The organism is Tardiphaga sp., assembly GCF_044336785.1.
Taxonomy (GTDB): Bacteria; Pseudomonadota; Alphaproteobacteria; order Rhizobiales; family Xanthobacteraceae; genus Tardiphaga.
Window position 1 is genome coordinate 1 of the sequence record NZ_JBIIOT010000033.1, and the last position, 16972, is coordinate 16972.

13 protein-coding genes are annotated in these 16972 nt (G+C 61.9%); 6 read left to right on the top strand and 7 right to left on the bottom strand.

What is annotated here, in order from left to right:
* Nucleotides 1-138: 138 nt before the first annotated feature.
* Nucleotides 139-774: an alpha/beta hydrolase gene (locus ACIQ2A_RS11770; protein WP_398479178.1), complete on the bottom strand. Its 636-nt coding sequence runs from the start codon at nucleotides 772-774 to the stop codon at nucleotides 139-141.
* On the bottom strand, nucleotides 771-1712 hold the full coding sequence (locus tag ACIQ2A_RS11775) for a ring-cleaving dioxygenase (RefSeq protein WP_398479180.1): 942 nt from the start codon (nucleotides 1710-1712) through the stop codon (nucleotides 771-773). The genes ACIQ2A_RS11770 and ACIQ2A_RS11775 overlap by 4 nt, the downstream gene beginning before the upstream one ends.
* A 262-nt stretch (nucleotides 1713-1974) precedes the next feature.
* Here ACIQ2A_RS11775 and ACIQ2A_RS11780 point away from each other — a divergent pair, with 262 nt between their 5' ends.
* A complete protein-coding gene (locus ACIQ2A_RS11780; RefSeq protein WP_398479182.1) occupies nucleotides 1975-2883 on the top strand; it encodes a LysR family transcriptional regulator in 909 nt (302 codons plus the stop codon).
* Nucleotides 2884-2969: 86 nt separating this feature from the next.
* Here ACIQ2A_RS11780 and ACIQ2A_RS11785 read toward each other — a convergent pair whose 3' ends face one another.
* The 3 genes from ACIQ2A_RS11785 to ACIQ2A_RS11795 all read right to left on the bottom strand — a co-directional run bounded on the left by ACIQ2A_RS11785 (nucleotide 2970) and on the right by ACIQ2A_RS11795 (nucleotide 7971).
* Complete coding sequence (locus tag ACIQ2A_RS11785) at nucleotides 2970-5099, bottom strand: ATP-dependent helicase (protein ID WP_398479184.1); 2130 nt, start codon at nucleotides 5097-5099, stop codon at nucleotides 2970-2972.
* A 35-nt stretch (nucleotides 5100-5134) separates the two neighbouring features.
* The gene (locus ACIQ2A_RS11790; RefSeq protein WP_398479186.1) at nucleotides 5135-7096 is read right to left on the bottom strand and encodes a methyl-accepting chemotaxis protein; all 1962 of its coding nucleotides are present in this window, start codon (nucleotides 7094-7096) and stop codon (nucleotides 5135-5137) included.
* A gap of 179 nt (nucleotides 7097-7275) precedes the next feature.
* On the bottom strand, nucleotides 7276-7971 hold the full coding sequence (locus ACIQ2A_RS11795; protein WP_398479188.1) for a Crp/Fnr family transcriptional regulator: 696 nt from the start codon (nucleotides 7969-7971) through the stop codon (nucleotides 7276-7278).
* A 265-nt stretch (nucleotides 7972-8236) separates the two neighbouring features.
* Here ACIQ2A_RS11795 and ACIQ2A_RS11800 point away from each other — a divergent pair, with 265 nt between their 5' ends.
* A complete protein-coding gene (locus ACIQ2A_RS11800; RefSeq protein ID WP_398479190.1) occupies nucleotides 8237-8989 on the top strand; it encodes an ABC transporter ATP-binding protein in 753 nt (250 codons plus the stop codon).
* On the top strand, nucleotides 8986-10509 hold the full coding sequence (locus tag ACIQ2A_RS11805; protein WP_398479193.1) for a permease: 1524 nt from the start codon (nucleotides 8986-8988) through the stop codon (nucleotides 10507-10509). The genes ACIQ2A_RS11800 and ACIQ2A_RS11805 overlap by 4 nt, the downstream gene beginning before the upstream one ends.
* A 1-nt stretch (nucleotide 10510) precedes the next feature.
* Here the strand turns inward: ACIQ2A_RS11805 and ACIQ2A_RS11810 are convergent, their stop codons facing one another.
* A complete protein-coding gene (locus ACIQ2A_RS11810) occupies nucleotides 10511-11347 on the bottom strand; it encodes a transglutaminase family protein (RefSeq protein WP_398479195.1) in 837 nt (278 codons plus the stop codon).
* A 140-nt stretch (nucleotides 11348-11487) separates the two neighbouring features.
* Nucleotides 11488-13590, bottom strand: a complete 2103-nt coding sequence (gene glgX, locus ACIQ2A_RS11815) for a glycogen debranching protein GlgX (protein WP_398479197.1) — start codon at nucleotides 13588-13590, stop codon at nucleotides 11488-11490.
* Between the two features lie 154 nt (nucleotides 13591-13744).
* Between glgX and rocF the strand changes: the two genes are divergently transcribed.
* The 3 genes from rocF (at nucleotide 13745) to ACIQ2A_RS11830 (ending at nucleotide 16899) form a co-directional block, all read left to right on the top strand.
* A complete protein-coding gene (rocF, locus tag ACIQ2A_RS11820) occupies nucleotides 13745-14710 on the top strand; it encodes an arginase (RefSeq protein WP_398479199.1) in 966 nt (321 codons plus the stop codon).
* A gap of 233 nt (nucleotides 14711-14943) precedes the next feature.
* The gene (locus tag ACIQ2A_RS11825; protein WP_398479201.1) at nucleotides 14944-15222 is read left to right on the top strand and encodes a hypothetical protein; all 279 of its coding nucleotides are present in this window, start codon (nucleotides 14944-14946) and stop codon (nucleotides 15220-15222) included.
* Nucleotides 15223-15312: 90 nt separating this feature from the next.
* Nucleotides 15313-16899, top strand: coding sequence for an alpha-amylase family glycosyl hydrolase (locus ACIQ2A_RS11830; protein ID WP_398479203.1), 1587 nt, complete (start codon nucleotides 15313-15315; stop codon nucleotides 16897-16899).
* The last annotated feature ends 73 nt before the right edge of the window (nucleotides 16900-16972 follow it).

Sequence of the window (16972 nt, forward strand, 5' to 3'; positions counted from 1 at the left end):
AGAGGTCGACTGTAACGCGCGGAGCGCGTGGAAGTCGGGTGAGGGGGCTCTCCACTGGCTCCGAGCTTGTGGAGGCTCCCCGTCACCCGAAGGCTCCGCTTCGCTCGCCTCCGACGTCTCCCCGCAAGCGGGGAGACGTTAAGCAGCAGCGTCCTTTGTGAGTTCAATACCTCGTAGCCACTCCTGCGACACCGTCAAATCCGCCTGCGACAGCTGATGCCCGATCGGCAGCGTGCGATGCTGCACATCGGCGCCTGCCTTGGCCAATCTCACGGCCAGTTGCTGCGAATTGCTTGCCGGGATGATCGGATCGGACTGGCCCGATACGATCAAGATCGGCTTGCCGGCGAGATCGACGGTGGGCGCATCGCTTAATGGCACCATCGCGCGCAGCAGAATTGCGCCTGCCAGCGTCTCCGGTCGCAATTGCAACACCGCCGCAGCAATATTCGCACCGTTCGAATAGCCGAGCGCAATCGGCGCCGGCAGATCGTAACGCTTGCGGGCATCATTCACGAAATCCGCAAGCGCATTGGCGCGGCGACGCACATCGTCCTCGTCGAACACGCCTTCCGCAAGCCTGCGGAAGAAGCGTGGCATGCCGTGTTCCAGCACCTGGCCACGCGGCGACAGCAGCGAGGCACCCGGCGAAACCGACTGCCCGAGTGGCAACAAATCACTCTCGTCGCCACCCGTGCCATGCAGCAGCAGGAGAGGGGCTGCTTCGTGCCGGTTGCCCGGCACGAAGCGATGGATGTGAGACAGATCGGTCATGCCGACACCTCGTTGGTTACGAGCGGCGGCAACACGCCCTCGATTTCGCTGCGATGCTTCTCAAGAAACGCCGGCAGCTTCAGATGCTCGCCGAGGGACTCGACGGGCTCGTCCACGGCAAAGCCGGGGACATCGGTGGCGATCTCGAACAGCACGCCGCCGGGTTCGCGGAAATAGACCGAGCGGAAGTAGTTGCGGTCCTTCTGCTCCGTCACATGCTGGCCGTGGACCTCCACAAGCTTGCGGCTCATCTCGGCCTGCTCGGCGTCATCCTTCGCCCGGAAGGCGACGTGATGGACCGAACCGACACCCTGGCGACCCGGCAGGAAGCCGCCAGCCTCGTAGATATCGACCACGGCACCTTCCCTGGCATCGCCGGTCAGGCGGATGATCGAGCCTTCGCGGGCGACTTCCTTGAAGCCGAACACGTCGGTGAGGATCGCGCTCGTCTTCCCGGCTTTCTCCAGCAGCAGCGTGACGCCATGGAAGCCACGGATCGCATGCTCCGCCGGAATGTCGCCATTGCTCCAGCCCGCTTCGCCCTCAGCACCGGGAACGCCGACAAGCGCGAGGCTCATGCCGTCCGGATCGGTGAAGGGCAGCACGCTCTCGCCAAAACGCTTTTCGAGCGCCTCATGGGCGATGCCCTGTGCGATGAAGCGGTGCGTCCAATAGCCGAGCGAACTCGCCGGCACGCGGAACGCAGTCTGCTGGGTCTGGCCGACACCGCCGCGACCGGGGGCGGCATGCTCCCACGGGAAGAAGGTCAGGATCGTGCCCGGCTTGCCGGTCTCGTCGCCGTAATAGAAGTGATAGGTGCCGGGATCGTCGAAATTGACCGTCTTCTTGACGAAGCGCAGGCCCAGAGCGCGGGTGTAGAAGTCGAAGTTGCGCAGCGCGGGGCCGGCGATGGCGGTGACGTGATGGATGCCTGACATGGTCTTGTCTCCGGTTTGGGAGGGCGTCTCGTCCTCCGTTGCCCGGATAATTGGTCCGTTCTCCCGCAAAGACAATCTGGCAATATGTGACATGACTGTCTATGATTTGAGGACAATCAATCGCTCCGTCCCTCATCCTGTGGAGTGGCCATTTGGCCGCGTCTCGAAGGATGGCGGCATGCTCGGAGCCAAGCCAGTTCATGGTTCGAGACGGCGCTTACGCGCCTCCTCACCATGAGGGGCGAAGTTTGTGAGGACTGGCATGGACAAACTCGACAGCCTGCGGGCCTTCGTCAAAGTGGTCGAACTCGGGAGCTTTTCGGAAGCCGGGCGGCAGTTGCGGCTGTCGCGGTCGGCGATCTCGAAATATGTCGGCGAGCTGGAAGAGAGCCTCGGCGTCCAGCTGCTGAACCGCACCACGCGCCATGCCAGCCCGACCGAAAGCGGTCAGACCTATTTCGAACGCGCGATGACCATCCTTGCCGACATCGATGCGGCGGATCAGGCGGTGGCGCAGGCGCAATCGTCGCCGCGGGGGCTTTTGCGGGTCAATGCGCCGATGTCATTCGGCACGCTGCAACTGGGGCCGGCGGTGGCGGATTTCATGGCGGAATGCCCGGAGCTGCAGATCCAGCTGGTGCTGTCGGACGATCAGGTCGACCCGATGCAGGGCGGGTTCGATGTCACGCTGCGCATTGCCGATCTGGAATCGTCCAGTTTGATCGCGCGAAAGATCGTTGCCATTGATCGCGCCGTTTGCGCGTCACCGGATTATCTGAAGGAACATGGCGCACCGAAGCTTCCGGAAGATCTGCGCAAGCACGCCCTGTTGACCTACGGTTTTCTGCTCACCGGCAATCAGTGGAAGCTGACCGGTAAGGATGGCGATCACTGGATCCAGCCGAGCTGGACGCTTTGCGTCAACAATGCGGAAGTCCTGTGCGATGCCGCGGTGAAGGGGCGGGGCATCGCGCTGCTGCCGACATTCATCGCAGGCAACGCCTTGCGCGATGGCAGGCTGCAGCGCGTGCTCAAGCCTTACAAGGCGCCGCCGCTGACGCTCTATGCGATTTATCCGCCGACACGCCATCTTGCCGTGAAGGTGCGGCTGTTTATCGATTTCCTGGTCGCGCGGTTCAGTGGGACGCCGAGCTGGGATGCAAAGCTCTGACGCGTAGGATGGGTTGAGCGCAGCGATACCCATCACCACGTGCGCTGGCGGTGATGGGTATCGCTGCGCTCAACCCATCCTACAATTCACCGCCACACCGCACGCATGCGCGAATTGATATCGAACCGCACATTGGGCATGGCGCTGCGCGCGGCTTCCGATCCGGCGCGGGGCCAACTGGTGCGCTCGAACAGGTGCAGCAACGCGTCGGGAATGAACCGCGTGCGCGACGCATAGACGTGGCGGTCGCCATTCGACTGCTGGCCGTGGGTGAAGAAACGCTGCGGCACCATCAGATGCAGGTCGTCCTTGGCGCGCGTCATCGCCACATAGAGCAGACGGCGTTCTTCCTCGATCTCCGCCGATGTGCCGGTGCCGAGATCGGACGGCATGCAGCCATCGACGACGTTGAGCACGTAAACCGATTTCCATTCCTGCCCCTTGGCGGAATGGATGGTAGAGAGAATGAGATAGTCGTCGTCAAGCAGCGGCACGCCCGATTGATCGCTGGTCGCATCCGGCGGATCGAGCGTCAGCTCGGTGAGAAAGCGCTCGCGCGACGGATAGCCGGCGGCGATCGATTCCAGCTGGATCAGATCGGCGCGGCGCGTTGGCGCATCCTCATGGATGCGATCGAGATGCGGCTCGTACCATTGCCGTGCCAGTTCGAGTTCGGCCGGCCATCCGGCACGGCCGGACTTGATCTCGCTGATCACATCGACAAAGCCGCGCCAGTCATGGGCCGCGCGTGGTGGCGATGGCGCCAGCGCGAGGGCTGTGATCGGATCAGACGATGCGATCATGTGATCGAGCGCCTTCTGCGCGGAGGCCGGCCCGACGCCGGGCAAGAGCTGCATCAGGCGAAAACCGGCGACGCGGTCGCGCGGGTTTTCGATAAAGCGCAGCAGTGCCAGCATGTCTTTCACATGCGCGGCATCAAGAAATTTAAGGCCGCCGAATTTGACGAAGGGAATGTTCCGTCGCGTCAGCTCGATCTCGAGCGGACCGCTATGGGATGAGGTGCGGAACAGTACGGCCTGTTCCTTGAGCCGCGCACCGCCCTCGCGGTGATCCAGCACGTGCTCGACGATGGCGCGCGCCTGGTCGGCTTCATCCCTGATCGTGATGATCTGCGGCTTCGCCGACGATTCGCGCTCGGTGCGAAGATTCTTGGTGAAGCGCTCGCGGGCGAGGCCGATGACGCCGTTCGCAGCGGCAAGGATCGGCTGGGTCGAGCGATAATTGCGGTCAAGGGTGACGATGGTTGCCGGCGGCGAGAACTGCGTCGGAAAATCGAGAATGTTGCGCACGGTGGCGGCGCGAAACGAATAGATCGATTGCGCGTCGTCGCCAACCACGGTGAGGCCGTGGCCTTGCGGCTTCAGCGCCATCAGGATCGTCGATTGCAGGCGGTTCGTGTCCTGATATTCGTCCACAAGCACATGATCGAAACGGCCGCCAAGATGCGCGGCGAGCTGTGGTTCGCCCGCCATCTGTGCCCAATAGAGCAGGAGGTCGTCGTAATCGAGCACGTTCTGCTTCTGCTTGGCCTCGACATAGCCGGCGAACAGATCGCGCAGTTCCGCCGCCCAGCCCGCGCACCACGGAAAGTTCGCGCCGAGCACCTGCTCCAGGGGCATCTCCGCGTTCACGCAGCGTGAATAGATGGAGAGGCAGGTGCCCTTGGTCGGAAAACGGTTCTCGGTCTTTGAGAAGCCAAGTTCGTGCCTGATCAGATTCATCAGATCGGCAGAGTCTTCGCGATCATGGATCGTGAAAGCGGGATCGAGGCCGATCTGCTCGGCATAGTCGCGCAGCAGGCGCGCGCCGATGCCGTGAAAGGTGCCTGCCCAGCTCAACGCATCGGTCATCACGCCGGCATTGTTGCCGAGCACTTTTCGCGCGATGCGCTCAACGCGGCGACCCATCTCGCTGGCGGCACGGCGGGAAAAGGTCATCAGGAGGATGCGGCGCGGATCGGCGCCATGGACGATCAGATGTGCGACGCGATGCGCCAGCGTGTTGGTCTTGCCGGAACCGGCACCTGCGATCACCAGCAGCGGCGCCGATGGCGTGGTGTCGCGTTCGCGCACGCCGTGTTCCACGGCGGCGCGTTGTTCCGGATTGAGCGTGTCGAGATAGGCAGCTGAAGCGAGCAAGGGAGCGATCCGAGGTGACGAATCACGCTCGCTGATTCCCGTTCTGTTCGCAATCATTGTCGTCCCCGCATAGGCGGGGACGACACCTGTATTTAAGCCGCGCGCACTTCGCGCAGGAACGCATCCACCTGGGTCTTCAGGTCTTCGCCATTGCGCGACAGTTCCCCGGCAGACTCGACCACCTGCGACGCCGCAACACCGGTTTCGCGAGCGGCGTGGTTCACGCCGGCAATGTTCTGCGAGACCTCGCCGGTGCCGCGTGCGGCCTCAGCGACATTGCGGGCGATTTCCAGCGTGGCGGCGCCCTGTTCCTCGACAGCGGCGGCAATCGTGCTGGCGATCTCGCTGACGCGGCCGATCGTCGTTGTAATGTTCTGGATCGAATCCACCGACAGGCGGGTGGCGTTCTGGATCGACGAGACCTGGGTCGAGATCTCGTCGGTCGCCTTCGAGGTCTGGGTCGCCAGTGCCTTCACTTCGGAGGCGACGACCGCGAAGCCGCGGCCGGCTTCACCGGCACGCGCCGCCTCGATGGTGGCGTTGAGCGCGAGCAGGTTGGTCTGCGCCGCGATCTCGCTGATCAGCTTGACCACATCGCCGATCTTCTGCGCGGCCTCAGCAAGGCTCTGTACTTCGCTATTGGTGACATTGGCCTGCGAGACGGCGTCGCCAGCGACGCGGGCAGATTCATTGACCTGCTTGGCGATCTCGCTGATCGAGGCGTTGAGTTCCTCGACAGCTGCGGCGACAGCTTGTGCGCTTTGGGTGGCTTCCTCCGAAGCGGCGGCGACGGCTGCAGTCTGATTGGTGGATTCCTCCGCGGTGGCTGCCATCGATTGCGCGGTGTGGCGCAGTTCCGTCGCGGCCGAGCTGACAGCGCTGACAACGCCGCCGACGCCGTTTTCAAAGCGTGCGGCGAGGGCATTCATCGTGTCCCGGCGCTCATGCTGGGCGCGCGCACGCTGTTCGTCCTGCGAGGCGCGCAGCTGCTCGGTCTCGATCAGGCCCGTCTTGAACACCTCGACGGCGCCTGCCATCGAGCCGATCTCGTCGCTGCGGCCGGCGCCCGGCACGGCGATTGTGTGATTGCCACCGGCAATGCTGCGCATGGCGGCCTCAAGGGCGCTGATCGGTTTCGCCATGCTGCGACCCATGAAGGTGGCGACGGCGGCGGCGAGCAACAGCACGCAGATCGAGGCGACAACAAGCCAGGTCAGCGAGCTGCGCGTCAGGGCCTGATAGGCGCTGGCATCGCGCACGATTTCAAACACGGCGACCGGTTCGCCGGAGAAGTTCTTGATCTGGCCGAAGGAGGTCGCTGACGCACGCCCGTTCAATTCGCCCTGCTGGATGATGACATCGCCAGCCAGCGCGCGGCGGATCACATTTGGATCGACGGCGGCGCCGGTGAAGGTCGAGGCCAGCGTCTTCGCGGCCTGACCGTCCATCTGGTGGATGGCGACATCGACCTTGAAGCGCGTCTTCATGCTATCGACAAAGGCCTTGCCGAACGGCGCGCCGACATCGACCACGCCAAGAATGTTGCTGCCATCGAGGATCGGCGCGGTGCCGAACACGTTCAGGACATCGCGACCTGGCTCGACGCCGCCGATCGGCTTGCGCGTGCTCGTCGCCTGCGCCACCGTCTTGCGGCGCGGGGTCATGTCGTCATCGAAGGTCTTCGGATTGTGCACGCGGGCAAAGCCGATGCCCGGCGGCGTGGCGACGGTGATCAGTTCGAGGCCGCGTGGCTTGATGCTGGCATAGGGCAGGTCGAGCAGCGCCAGCGTGGCGGCGCGATCCTTGGCGCGCACGGCGTCTTTCATCTGCGGCATCGCCGCCAGCGTCTCGGCGATCGACAGCGTGGTGCGCGTCTCGGCGTTCAGCGCGGCAGTGAGATTGAGATAGTCGTTCTGCAATTCGCGTTCGAGCGCGGTATCGACGATGGCCTGCTGCTGCCACATGCTGAAGGCGGCGAGAACGCCACAGGAGCCTGCCGCGACCAGCGTGATGGCGACGATCATGCGCGCCGAAATCGACTTGAGTACAAACATCTGAAATGCCCCTTCCGCCGCAGCTAACAAAATGCCGCGTTCGTAAATCCCCAATCCAGCCTTAGGGACTTCCAGTGAAAGAGGTCTTAATTACCTTTCCATCTCAGTTTATCAGGTAATATGGTGTTGCGTTGCGATCAGGCGGGATCGCTTGGCGAACAGCCGTCGTTGATGAATGTCTACGAGGCCTTCTGCGCCGCGATCGAAGTATTCGACATCGCGTTGAGCAGCGACTCGTGAACCTGGATGGTCGCGTCATAGCTGATGAAGCCGAGGCGCCGGAACTTGTTCATGAAATAGCTGACGCGCGAGCGCGTGGTGCCGATCATCTCGGCGAGCGTTTCCTGACTGATATCAATATCGATCGGCTGGCTGCTGCCATCCTCGCCGAAGCGGGCAAGGATCAGCAGCAATCGCGCCAGGCGCTTCTCGCTCGAATTGAACAGCTGGTCGATGAGGTCTTCCTCGATGCGGCTGTTGCGCGCCAGAAGATAGGCCATGAAGAATTCGGACATCGCGGGCTCATCGCGCAAGGTGGCCAGCATCGTCGCCTTGTTGATGACCGCGATGATGCTGTCTTCCATCGTCGTTGCCGTCGAGGTCCGCACCGGAATTCCGTTAAGGCAGCATTCGCCGAAGAACTGGCCGGGCTCAAGCAGGCCGACCACGGCTTCCTTGCCTTGCTCGGAGAGTACCGTGAGTTTCACCCGCCCTTGCAGGATGAAGAACACGGCATCTGCATGGTCGCCTTGTCCGAAGACGATCTGATTCTTCCGGTGATCGGCAATCGTCTTGCCGGCGCCAGGCGTCGAGAGAAAATAGGGCGCATCGAAATCAGTAACGGTCGGGATTCGCAGGACAGCGTGGCGTGTCATCAGCACTCTCCGGGATCACGTCGGATCGAATCTAGTCGAAGTTGTGTTAGTTAATGATTGTTTTAGATAATTGCATTTCGATTGTGAAGAGCGATCAGTGAACAACCGTATCGCATGATGAATCCATCGGTTTTGATAGGTACATAACTACGCAAATGATTTTGCGCAGGTAGCAGCTTCTGACGATCGCGTTCACCGAGGCGAAACGTCTGCGCCGCATGTTGGTTGCATCAACGCATGTTGCATGAAGGTTCGGAGCCGGACGATGACCACGCGCGCGACCGCTCTCGAACTGCGGGGGTTAACAAAACGTTTCGATCGGCTCGCCGTCGATGCGCTCGACCTTACTGTTTATGCCGGTGAGTTTTATGCACTGCTCGGCGCCAATGGCGCGGGCAAGACGACGACCCTGCGCATGGTGGCCGGCTTGTTGCCGCCCGATGCTGGCGCGATCCGCATCACGGATATCGATGCGCTCGGCGATCCCGTTGCCGCCAAGCAGGTGATGGCGTGGGTCTCCGATGAGCCGATGATCTATGACAAGCTGACGCCGCTCGAATATCTTGAATTCATCGCGGGCCTGTGGGGCTGCGATCCCGCAACAGCCGATGTGGCGGCGCATGAGTTACTCACCTCGCTCGGTCTTGCCGGGCATATGCACGAGCGCTGCGAAGGCTTTTCCAAGGGCATGCGGCAGAAAGTGGCGCTGGCCGGGGCGCTGGTGCACGATCCCAGGCTCATCATTCTCGACGAGCCCTTGACTGGCCTCGATGCGGTCTCCGCGCGTCACGTCAAGGGATTGCTGCAGACACGCGTGCGCAGCGGCTGCACCGTCATTATGACCACGCATATTCTGGAAGTGGCCGAGCGCATGGCGGATCGCATCGGCGTGATCGCGGCGGGGCGGCTGATCGCCGAAGGCACGCTCGCCGAGTTGCGCCAGAAAATGGGGCAGAGCGACACCAGTCTCGAGGAGATGTTTGTCGCGCTGGTCGAAAACGCATCGGCGGCCGCATGAGCGCGGCCGTCAGCGCGCTATGGTTCGCGCGGCACGAGCTGCGGCTCGGCTGGCGCGAAATGCTGGGCATGCTGACCGGCGGTCGCCGACGCCGTACGCGGAGCGCGACGATCTTGCTGTTTGTCTTCGTGATCTTCCTGCATCTGCCGGCCTATGCCGTGGTCGGTCGCTTTGCCGATGTGCAGGTGCCGCTGGATCTGCAGAGTGCCATCATCATCACCGCCAGCGTGTTTCTGGCTTGGGCGTTGATCCTGTCGCAGGCCATCGAGTCGGTGACGCGCGTGTTCTATGCGCGCGCCGATCTCGACCTCATCGTATCGTCACCGGCGCCGCTCACCAATGTGTTCTCCGTTCGGATCGCAGCGATTGCGCTCACCGTGACACTGATGGCGGTGATGCTGGCGACGCCGTTTATCAATGTTCTGGTGTTCGGCGGCGGCGCGCGGTGGTTCGCGGCCTATGGCGTGGTCGTCATCATGGGCCTGTCGGCATCCGCGATCGCCATCGCCGTCGCGGTCGGGCTGTTCGAACTTTGCGGGCCGGCGCGCACGCGCATGGTCGCCCAGATCATTTCCGCTGTCACCGGCGCCGGCTTCGTCATCGCACTGCAGGTGGCGGCGATCCTGTCTTACGGCACCTTGTCACGCTTTGCAGTGCTGACATCGGACGCGGTGATCAGCTTCGTGCCCGACGCATCAAGCATTGTCTGGTGGCCGGCGCGCGCCATGCTGGGCGATGTCGCTGTGTTGCTGCCATTGCTCGCGGCCGCGCTGCTTTTGCTCGGCGTCACCATGGCGCTGTTCTCTCCGCATTTCGGCCGCTATGTGGCGAGCGCATCGCCGCAACTGGCATCGCGCAAGATCGGCAATGCCAGGCCGTTTCGCGCGACGTCGCGCCGGCATGCGTTGCGTCGCAAAGAATTCAAGCTGCTGTGGCGCGATCCCTGGCTGATGTCGCAGACGCTGATGCAATTGCTGTATCTCCTGCCTCCGGCCCTGATGCTGTGGCGCAGCTTTGGCGACGGCCCGAGTGCGTTCATCGTGCTGGTTCCGGTGATCGTGATGGCGGCCGGACAACTCGCTGGCGGTCTGGCATGGCTGACGATTTCCGGCGAAGACGCTGCCGATCTGGTCGCGACGGCGCCGTTGCAGTCAACATCGCTGCTCGGTGCGAAGATCGAAGTCGTGCTGATCTGCATTGCTGCGATCTTCATGCCGCTGATCGTGGCATTGGCATTCATCTCCGGCCACATGGCGCTTGTCGCCACGCTCGCGACGGTCATTGCAGCGGCGTCCGCAACGGCGATCCAGCTCTGGTTCCGCGTTCAGGCGAGGCGGAGTCAGTTCCGGAGGCGCCAGACGTCATCGCGCATCGCGACGTTTGCCGAAGCATTCTCGTCTGTTGGATGGGCAGCGACTGCGGTGCTGACGCTGATCTTGCCGGTGGCTGGCATGATCTCTGGCGTGCTCACGGCGGGCATCGTTGCGCTGGCGTGGAAGCTCAGCCCGTCGCGGGCTTAAGTCAGGCGACCCGCTGCGCTGATATCGTTTCGTCTGTCACTTCATCGGTGACCACTTCGAAACGCGTCAGCAGTGGCTTGCCAAAAGCGGTCGAGATGGCGACATCGGCGGCATCACGACCGCGGGCCATGACGATGCGGCCGATCCGCGGCTCGTTGTGGCGGGCGTCGAATGTGTACCATTGACCCAGCAGATAGACCTCGAACCAGGCGCTGAAATCCATCGGCGCGGGATCTATGGGGACGCCGATATCGCCGAGATAGCCGGTGCAATAGCGCGCCGGAATATTCATGCAGCGGCAGAGCGTGACGGCGAGATGCGCGAAGTCGCGGCACACACCGATACGCTCTTCATGCGCCTCGAAGCCGGTGCGATCATTGCGGGCGTGGTAATAACCGAATTCGATCCGGTTATGCGCATAATCGACGATGGCCTGCACCAGCTGTGCGCCATCCTCGATGCCGTTGAATTCCGCCAGAGCGAGATCGAACAGCTTTTGCGTATCGCAATAGCGACTGCCCAGGAGATAGATGAGAACATCGTCCGGCAGACCACCGACCGGCGTGAGCTTACCGGGTGGCGGTGTCAGTTCGGGAAGGCCGCTGTCGGAGATCAGGAAGTTGTTGCTAATGGTCAGCGGCCCCTTCGGCGCGACCAAGCGGGTGCATGTGTTGCCATAGATGTCGTGATAGTCGTGCATCGGAAGTTCAGGGGAGATGCGGATCTGATGCGGGCTGAGCAAGTCTTGCTCGCGATCGGGATGGATGCTGAGCATCAGCACCACCGCAGTCTCCTTGTCGAATTCGAATGCGATATCGTAGCCAGCGCGGATTTGCACCTGACGTCTCCCATGGCCGCATTGCCACATGAATAGATTATGTCAGACAAGTTCACGCATGAAACATCGTTCCGCGACAAAACGGATGCAATCTGCGGGAATTGTGGGCAGCAGCGGCTGAGCCGCCGCTGCCTCGATCATTACTTCTGCAGTGTCAGCAACAGAAGCGAGCGTCCGGTCACCTGATACATCTCGCCGAATGGGAAGGTCTGGCCGCCCGGTGCATCCGGGATGTTGGTATCGACCAATAGCTCCCAGCCCTTGCCGCCGAAGGCTTCCGGCATGGTGAAATCCACCAGCCCTTCGAAGCCGTTCAGGATCAGCAGCATGGTTTGATCGTTCGCCTGTTTGCGGATGCCCGTCTTCTGCGCGCGGCCATCGAGCAGCATGCCGAAACATTTGACGTTGCCATCCTTCCAATGCTCCTCCTGCATCGGTCCGCCATTGGCGTTGATCCATGTGACGTCACGGACATCCAGATGCGGATCGTGCTCGCCGGTCAGAAAGCGCGAGCGGCGCAGCACCGAACAGTCGGCCAGCAGCTTGATCAGTCGCTTGGTGAAGGCGTGCAGGTCCTTGCCGTCTTCGGTCCATTTCCAGTCGAACCAGGAGATCTCGCTGTCCTGGCAATAGGCATTGTTATTGCCCTTCTGGGTGCGGCCGAATTCGTCGCCGCCGAGCAGCATCGGCGTGCCCTGCGCGAAAAGAAGCGTCGCCAGCATGTTGCGCTTCTGGCGTTCGCGCAGCGCAATGATGTCCTTGTCGTCGGTCGGACCTTCGACGCCGCAATTCCACGAGCGGTTATGCGAGTGACCATCCTTGTTGTCTTCGCCATTCGCCTCGTTGTGCTTTTCGTTGTAGCTGAAATTGTCGTTCAGCGTGAAGCCGTCATGGGCGGTGACAAAATTGACGCTGGCCCAGGCACGGCGGCCCTGGTGATTGAACATGTCACCAGAAGCAACGAGCCGCGGCGCAAGCTCCGCGACCGGTGCCTCGCCGCGCCAGAAGTCACGCGCCGTATCGCGAAACTTGTCGTTCCATTCCGCCCAGCCCGGCGGAAAGCCGCCGACCTGATAGCCGCCGGGCCCGATGTCCCATGGCTCGGCGATCAGCTTCACGGTGGTGAGCAGCGGGTCCTGATCGACGGCCTTGAGGAAGCCGCTCTGTTCGGTGAAGCCATAGACCTCGCGGGCGAGAATGGTGCCGAGATCGAAGCGGAAGCCGTCGATATGCATCTCGCGCACCCAGTAGCGGAGGCTGTCGGCCACCATCTGGATGACGCGCGCATTGGAGAGATTGACGGTGTTGCCGGTGCCGGTGTCGTTGATGTAGTAGCGCGGCTTGTCCGGCATCAGCCGGTAATAGCTGGCATTGTCGATGCCTTTGAAGGACAGCGTCGGGCCAAGCTCGTTGCCTTCGGCGGTGTGGTTGTAGACCACGTCGAGAATGACCTCGAGCCCGCCGGCATGCAGCTTCGCCACCATCTCCTTGAATTCGCGCAGTGAGTTCGGCACGTCCGACGCATATCGCGGATCCGGCGCGAAGAAGCCGATGGTGTTGTAGCCCCAGTAATTGACGAGCTTCTTCTTCAGCAGATAGTCGTCATTGATGAAGGTGTGCACCGGCAGCAACTCGACCGAGGTGATGCCGAGATCAACGAGATAATCGACCACGGGCTTGGTGCCGAAGCCGGCATAGGTGCCGCGCAGCTTCTCCGGCACATCCGGATGCAGCTTGGTGAAGCCCTTCACATGGGTCTCGTAGACGATGGTGCGATCCCATGGCACGGGCTGGCGGCCGGCTTCACCGGTCCAGTCGAAATCCTGATCGACGATTACGCATTTCGGCATGAAGGGCGCGGAGTCGCGCTCGTCGAAAGTGAGATCGTCGCCGGTCTCCATCTTGTAGCCGAACACGGCCGGGTCCCATTTCAGGGTGCCCGCATGGGCGCGCGCATAGGGATCGAGCAGCAGCTTGTTGGGATTGAAGCGATGACCCTTCTCGGGCTCGTAGGGGCCGTGGACGCGATAGCCATAATACTGGCCGGGGCCAACATCGGGCAGATAGCCGTGGAAGATCTCATCGGTATATTCCGGCAGTTCGATCCGGGTTTCTTTGTCGCCGTCGAACAGGCAGATCTCGACCTTGGTGGCGTTCGCTGAGAACAGCGCGAAATTGGTGCCGTTGCCGTCCCAATGCGCGCCCAGCGGATAGGGAAGGCCTTCTTCAACAGCTTTGCTCACGATTGCCCCGTTCGGTCAAAATATTGGAATGAAACGCGCATTATAACGACGATGGTTCGATTGCGTTGCACTGCGGAAAGCGCATTTCGGACAATATTTTCATGATTTCGCCGCGCGATGATGACAAACGCGGCAGCCATTCAGGAGCCCATGCATGAGCAAGCCTTTCCGCCCGAACCGCATCGCCTTGCTGGGCGCTCCTGTCGAGATCGGCGCATCGCAGCTCGGCACGCTGATGGGGCCGGATGCCATGCGGACGGCTGGGCTAAAGCCGCTGCTGGAAGAGCTGGGCTTCGCCGTGGAGGATCACGGCAATCTGACGATGCCAACGCCGACAAGCGATGATGCGCCGCCTGCCAATGCAAAGCACTACCGCGACATCCAGGCCTATGTTCAGGCCCTCAGCGCGCGGGCGTATACGCTCGCTGCGTCCGGTGCCTTGCCCATCTTCATCGGCGGTGATCACAGCCTGTCCATGGGCTCGGTCAATGGCGTTGCGCGGCACTGGCAGGCGCAGGGGCGCGAACTGTTCGTGCTCTGGCTCGATGCCCATGCCGACTACAACACGCCGGCCACCACCATCAGCGGCAATATGCACGGCATGTCGGCGGCGTTCCTGTGCGGGGAGCCCGGTCTTGATGGCCTGCTTGGCAACGAGCCACGCGCATCCATCACGCCGGATCATCTCGATCTGTTCGGCATCCGCTCCATCGACAAGCTCGAGAAGGAGTTGGTGAAGCAGCGCGGCATCTCGCTGATCGACATGCGCCAGATCGACGAATTCGGCGTCGGCGTTTTGATCCGCCGTGTCATCGAGCGCGTGAAAGCGCGCAATGGCGTGCTGCATGTCTCGCTGGATGTGGATTTCCTCGATCCCATCACCGCGCCCGGCGTGGGCACCATGGTGCAGGGTGGGGCGACCTATCGCGAGGCGCATCTCATCATGGAGCTGCTGCATGATAGCGGCCTGATGTGCTCGCTGGATGTGGTGGAGCTCAACCCGTTCCTCGATGAGCGCGGCCGCACGGCGCGTGTGATGGTCGAACTGGTCGGCAGTCTGTTCGGCCAGCAGATTACGGATCGACCAACGCCGACCAATGCGATCATGGCGGGAGAATGAGTCGTAGGATGGGTTGAGCGGGGTCGCGAAAACCCATCAGCTGCAATTCATAAGATTGATGGGTTTTCGCTGCGCTCAACCCATCCTACGGCTCCGTTCATCTTCGCGCAGCTGACCCGCAATTGGTTCCTCGCGCATCCCGGCCTTTATCTAACGGATTCGTAACACCGCCCGGAACGAACCCTGCCACCATGGATTGCTTCCTCATCGAATAACAAATGAGGAGGCACGTCATGATTAGGAATCTTGCCATCATCGCCGTGGCTGCGGCGTCCATTGGTACCGCACTTCCGGTGACCACCGCGAGCGCACAGGAAATCGGCGTGGGCGTCGGCCCAGGCGGTGTTACCGTAGGCGCCGTGGGCCGCGATCGTTATCGCGATCGCGACTATGACCGCGATTACTATCGCGATCGCCGCGACCGCAACGAGACGGTGATCATCAAGCGTAACCGCGATCGCGGCTACTATGATGGCGGCGTCGAGCGTCGAACTGTCATCGAACGCTACTAAGTTACTGACAGCGCGATTCGGCGGCCCTTCCTCGGAAGGGCCGCTTTTTCGTGCCGATTTCCGCTCATTGGGTCGGGTTCAATCCGCATCATGAATAAAGCAGCATCCGTGTGGTGGCAGGCCGGCACCATCTATCAAATTTATCCGCGCTCGTTTCAGGACTCCAACGGCGATGGCATCGGTGATCTCAAGGGGATCGTCGGACGCTTGCCCTATCTGCGCCAGCTCGGCGTCGATGCGATCTGGATCTCGCCGATCTTCCCGTCGCCCATGGCGGATTTCGGCTACGACATATCGGACTATATCGATATCCACCCGCTGTTCGGCACGCTGGATGATTTCGATGCGCTGCTGGAAGCTGCGCATGAGAGCGGGTTGAAGGTCATTCTGGACCTCGTGCCCAACCACACTTCCGATGAGCATCCGTGGTTTGTCGGCAGCCGCTCATCACGAGATAATCCGAAGCGCGACTGGTATATCTGGCGCGATCCAAAACCCGATGGCAGCGCGCCGACCAACTGGTTGTCGGAATTTGGCGGTAGCGCGTGGCAATATGACGAGGCGACGGGGCAATATTACTATCACGCCTTTCTCGACCGGCAGCCCGATCTCAACTGGCGCAATCCCGATGTGCGCGATGCGATCTATGAGGTGATGCGGTTCTGGATGCGCCGCGGCGTCGATGGCTTCCGCGTCGATGTGATCTGGCATCTGATCAAGGACGACCAGTTTCGCGACAATCCCGCCAACCCGAACTACGTCGCCGGCCGGCCTCCGCATGAAACGCTGGTCACGCTCTATTCGGCGGATCGTCCGGAGACGCAGGATGTCGTCGCCGAGATGCGTCAGGTGGTGGACGAGTTCGAGGACCGCGTGCTGATCGGCGAGGTCTATCTGCCGATCGATCGTCTGGTCGCCTATTACGGCGAAAACCTTGGCGGCGCGCATCTGCCGTTCAATTTCGCGCTGCTGTCGGCGCCATGGCATGCGCCTGATATCGCCGATCTGATCGCGCGCTATGAGGCGGCCTTGCCGCTTGGTGCCTGGCCGAACTGGGTGCTCGGTAATCATGACCGGCCGCGGGTGGCGACGCGCGTGGGAGAAGCACAGTCGCGCGTGGCGGCGATGCTGCTGCTGACCTTGCGCGGCACGCCGACGCTGTATTACGGCGACGAGATTGGCATGAAACAGGTGCCGATTGCGCCCGATCAGGTACAGGACCCGTTCGAGAAGAACGTGCCTGGTATCGGCGTCGGCCGCGATGGCTGCCGTACGCCAATGCAATGGGCGTCAGAGACGCATGCCGGCTTTACCAGCGGCGTGCCGTGGCTGCCGCTCGGTGACGACTATCGCGAGAACAATGCCGTAGCGCTTGCCGTCGATCCGCAATCCATCCTTACGCTCTATGTGAAGCTGATCGCTTTGCGAAAGCGGACGCCGGAGCTGGTCTTCGGCAGTTATGATCCGATGGAGACGCAGGAGGCCGTGCTGGCCTATCGGCGGACCTATGATGACCAGTCGGTCCTGATCGCACTGAATTTCACCGGCGAGCCGGCCTCGTTGCATGTGGGGGCAGGCGAAGTGCTGGTCTCGACGGAACTGGATCGCGAAGGCGAGAATGTTCCGGGGCCGCTCGAGCTACGCGGCAATGAAGGTGTGATCGTCAGGCTTAGGTAGTTCGTTGGTGTTGCTGCTCCGCAAAGATGTCATCCCCCGCGAAAGCGGGGGATCCAGTAAACGCGGGCTTCAG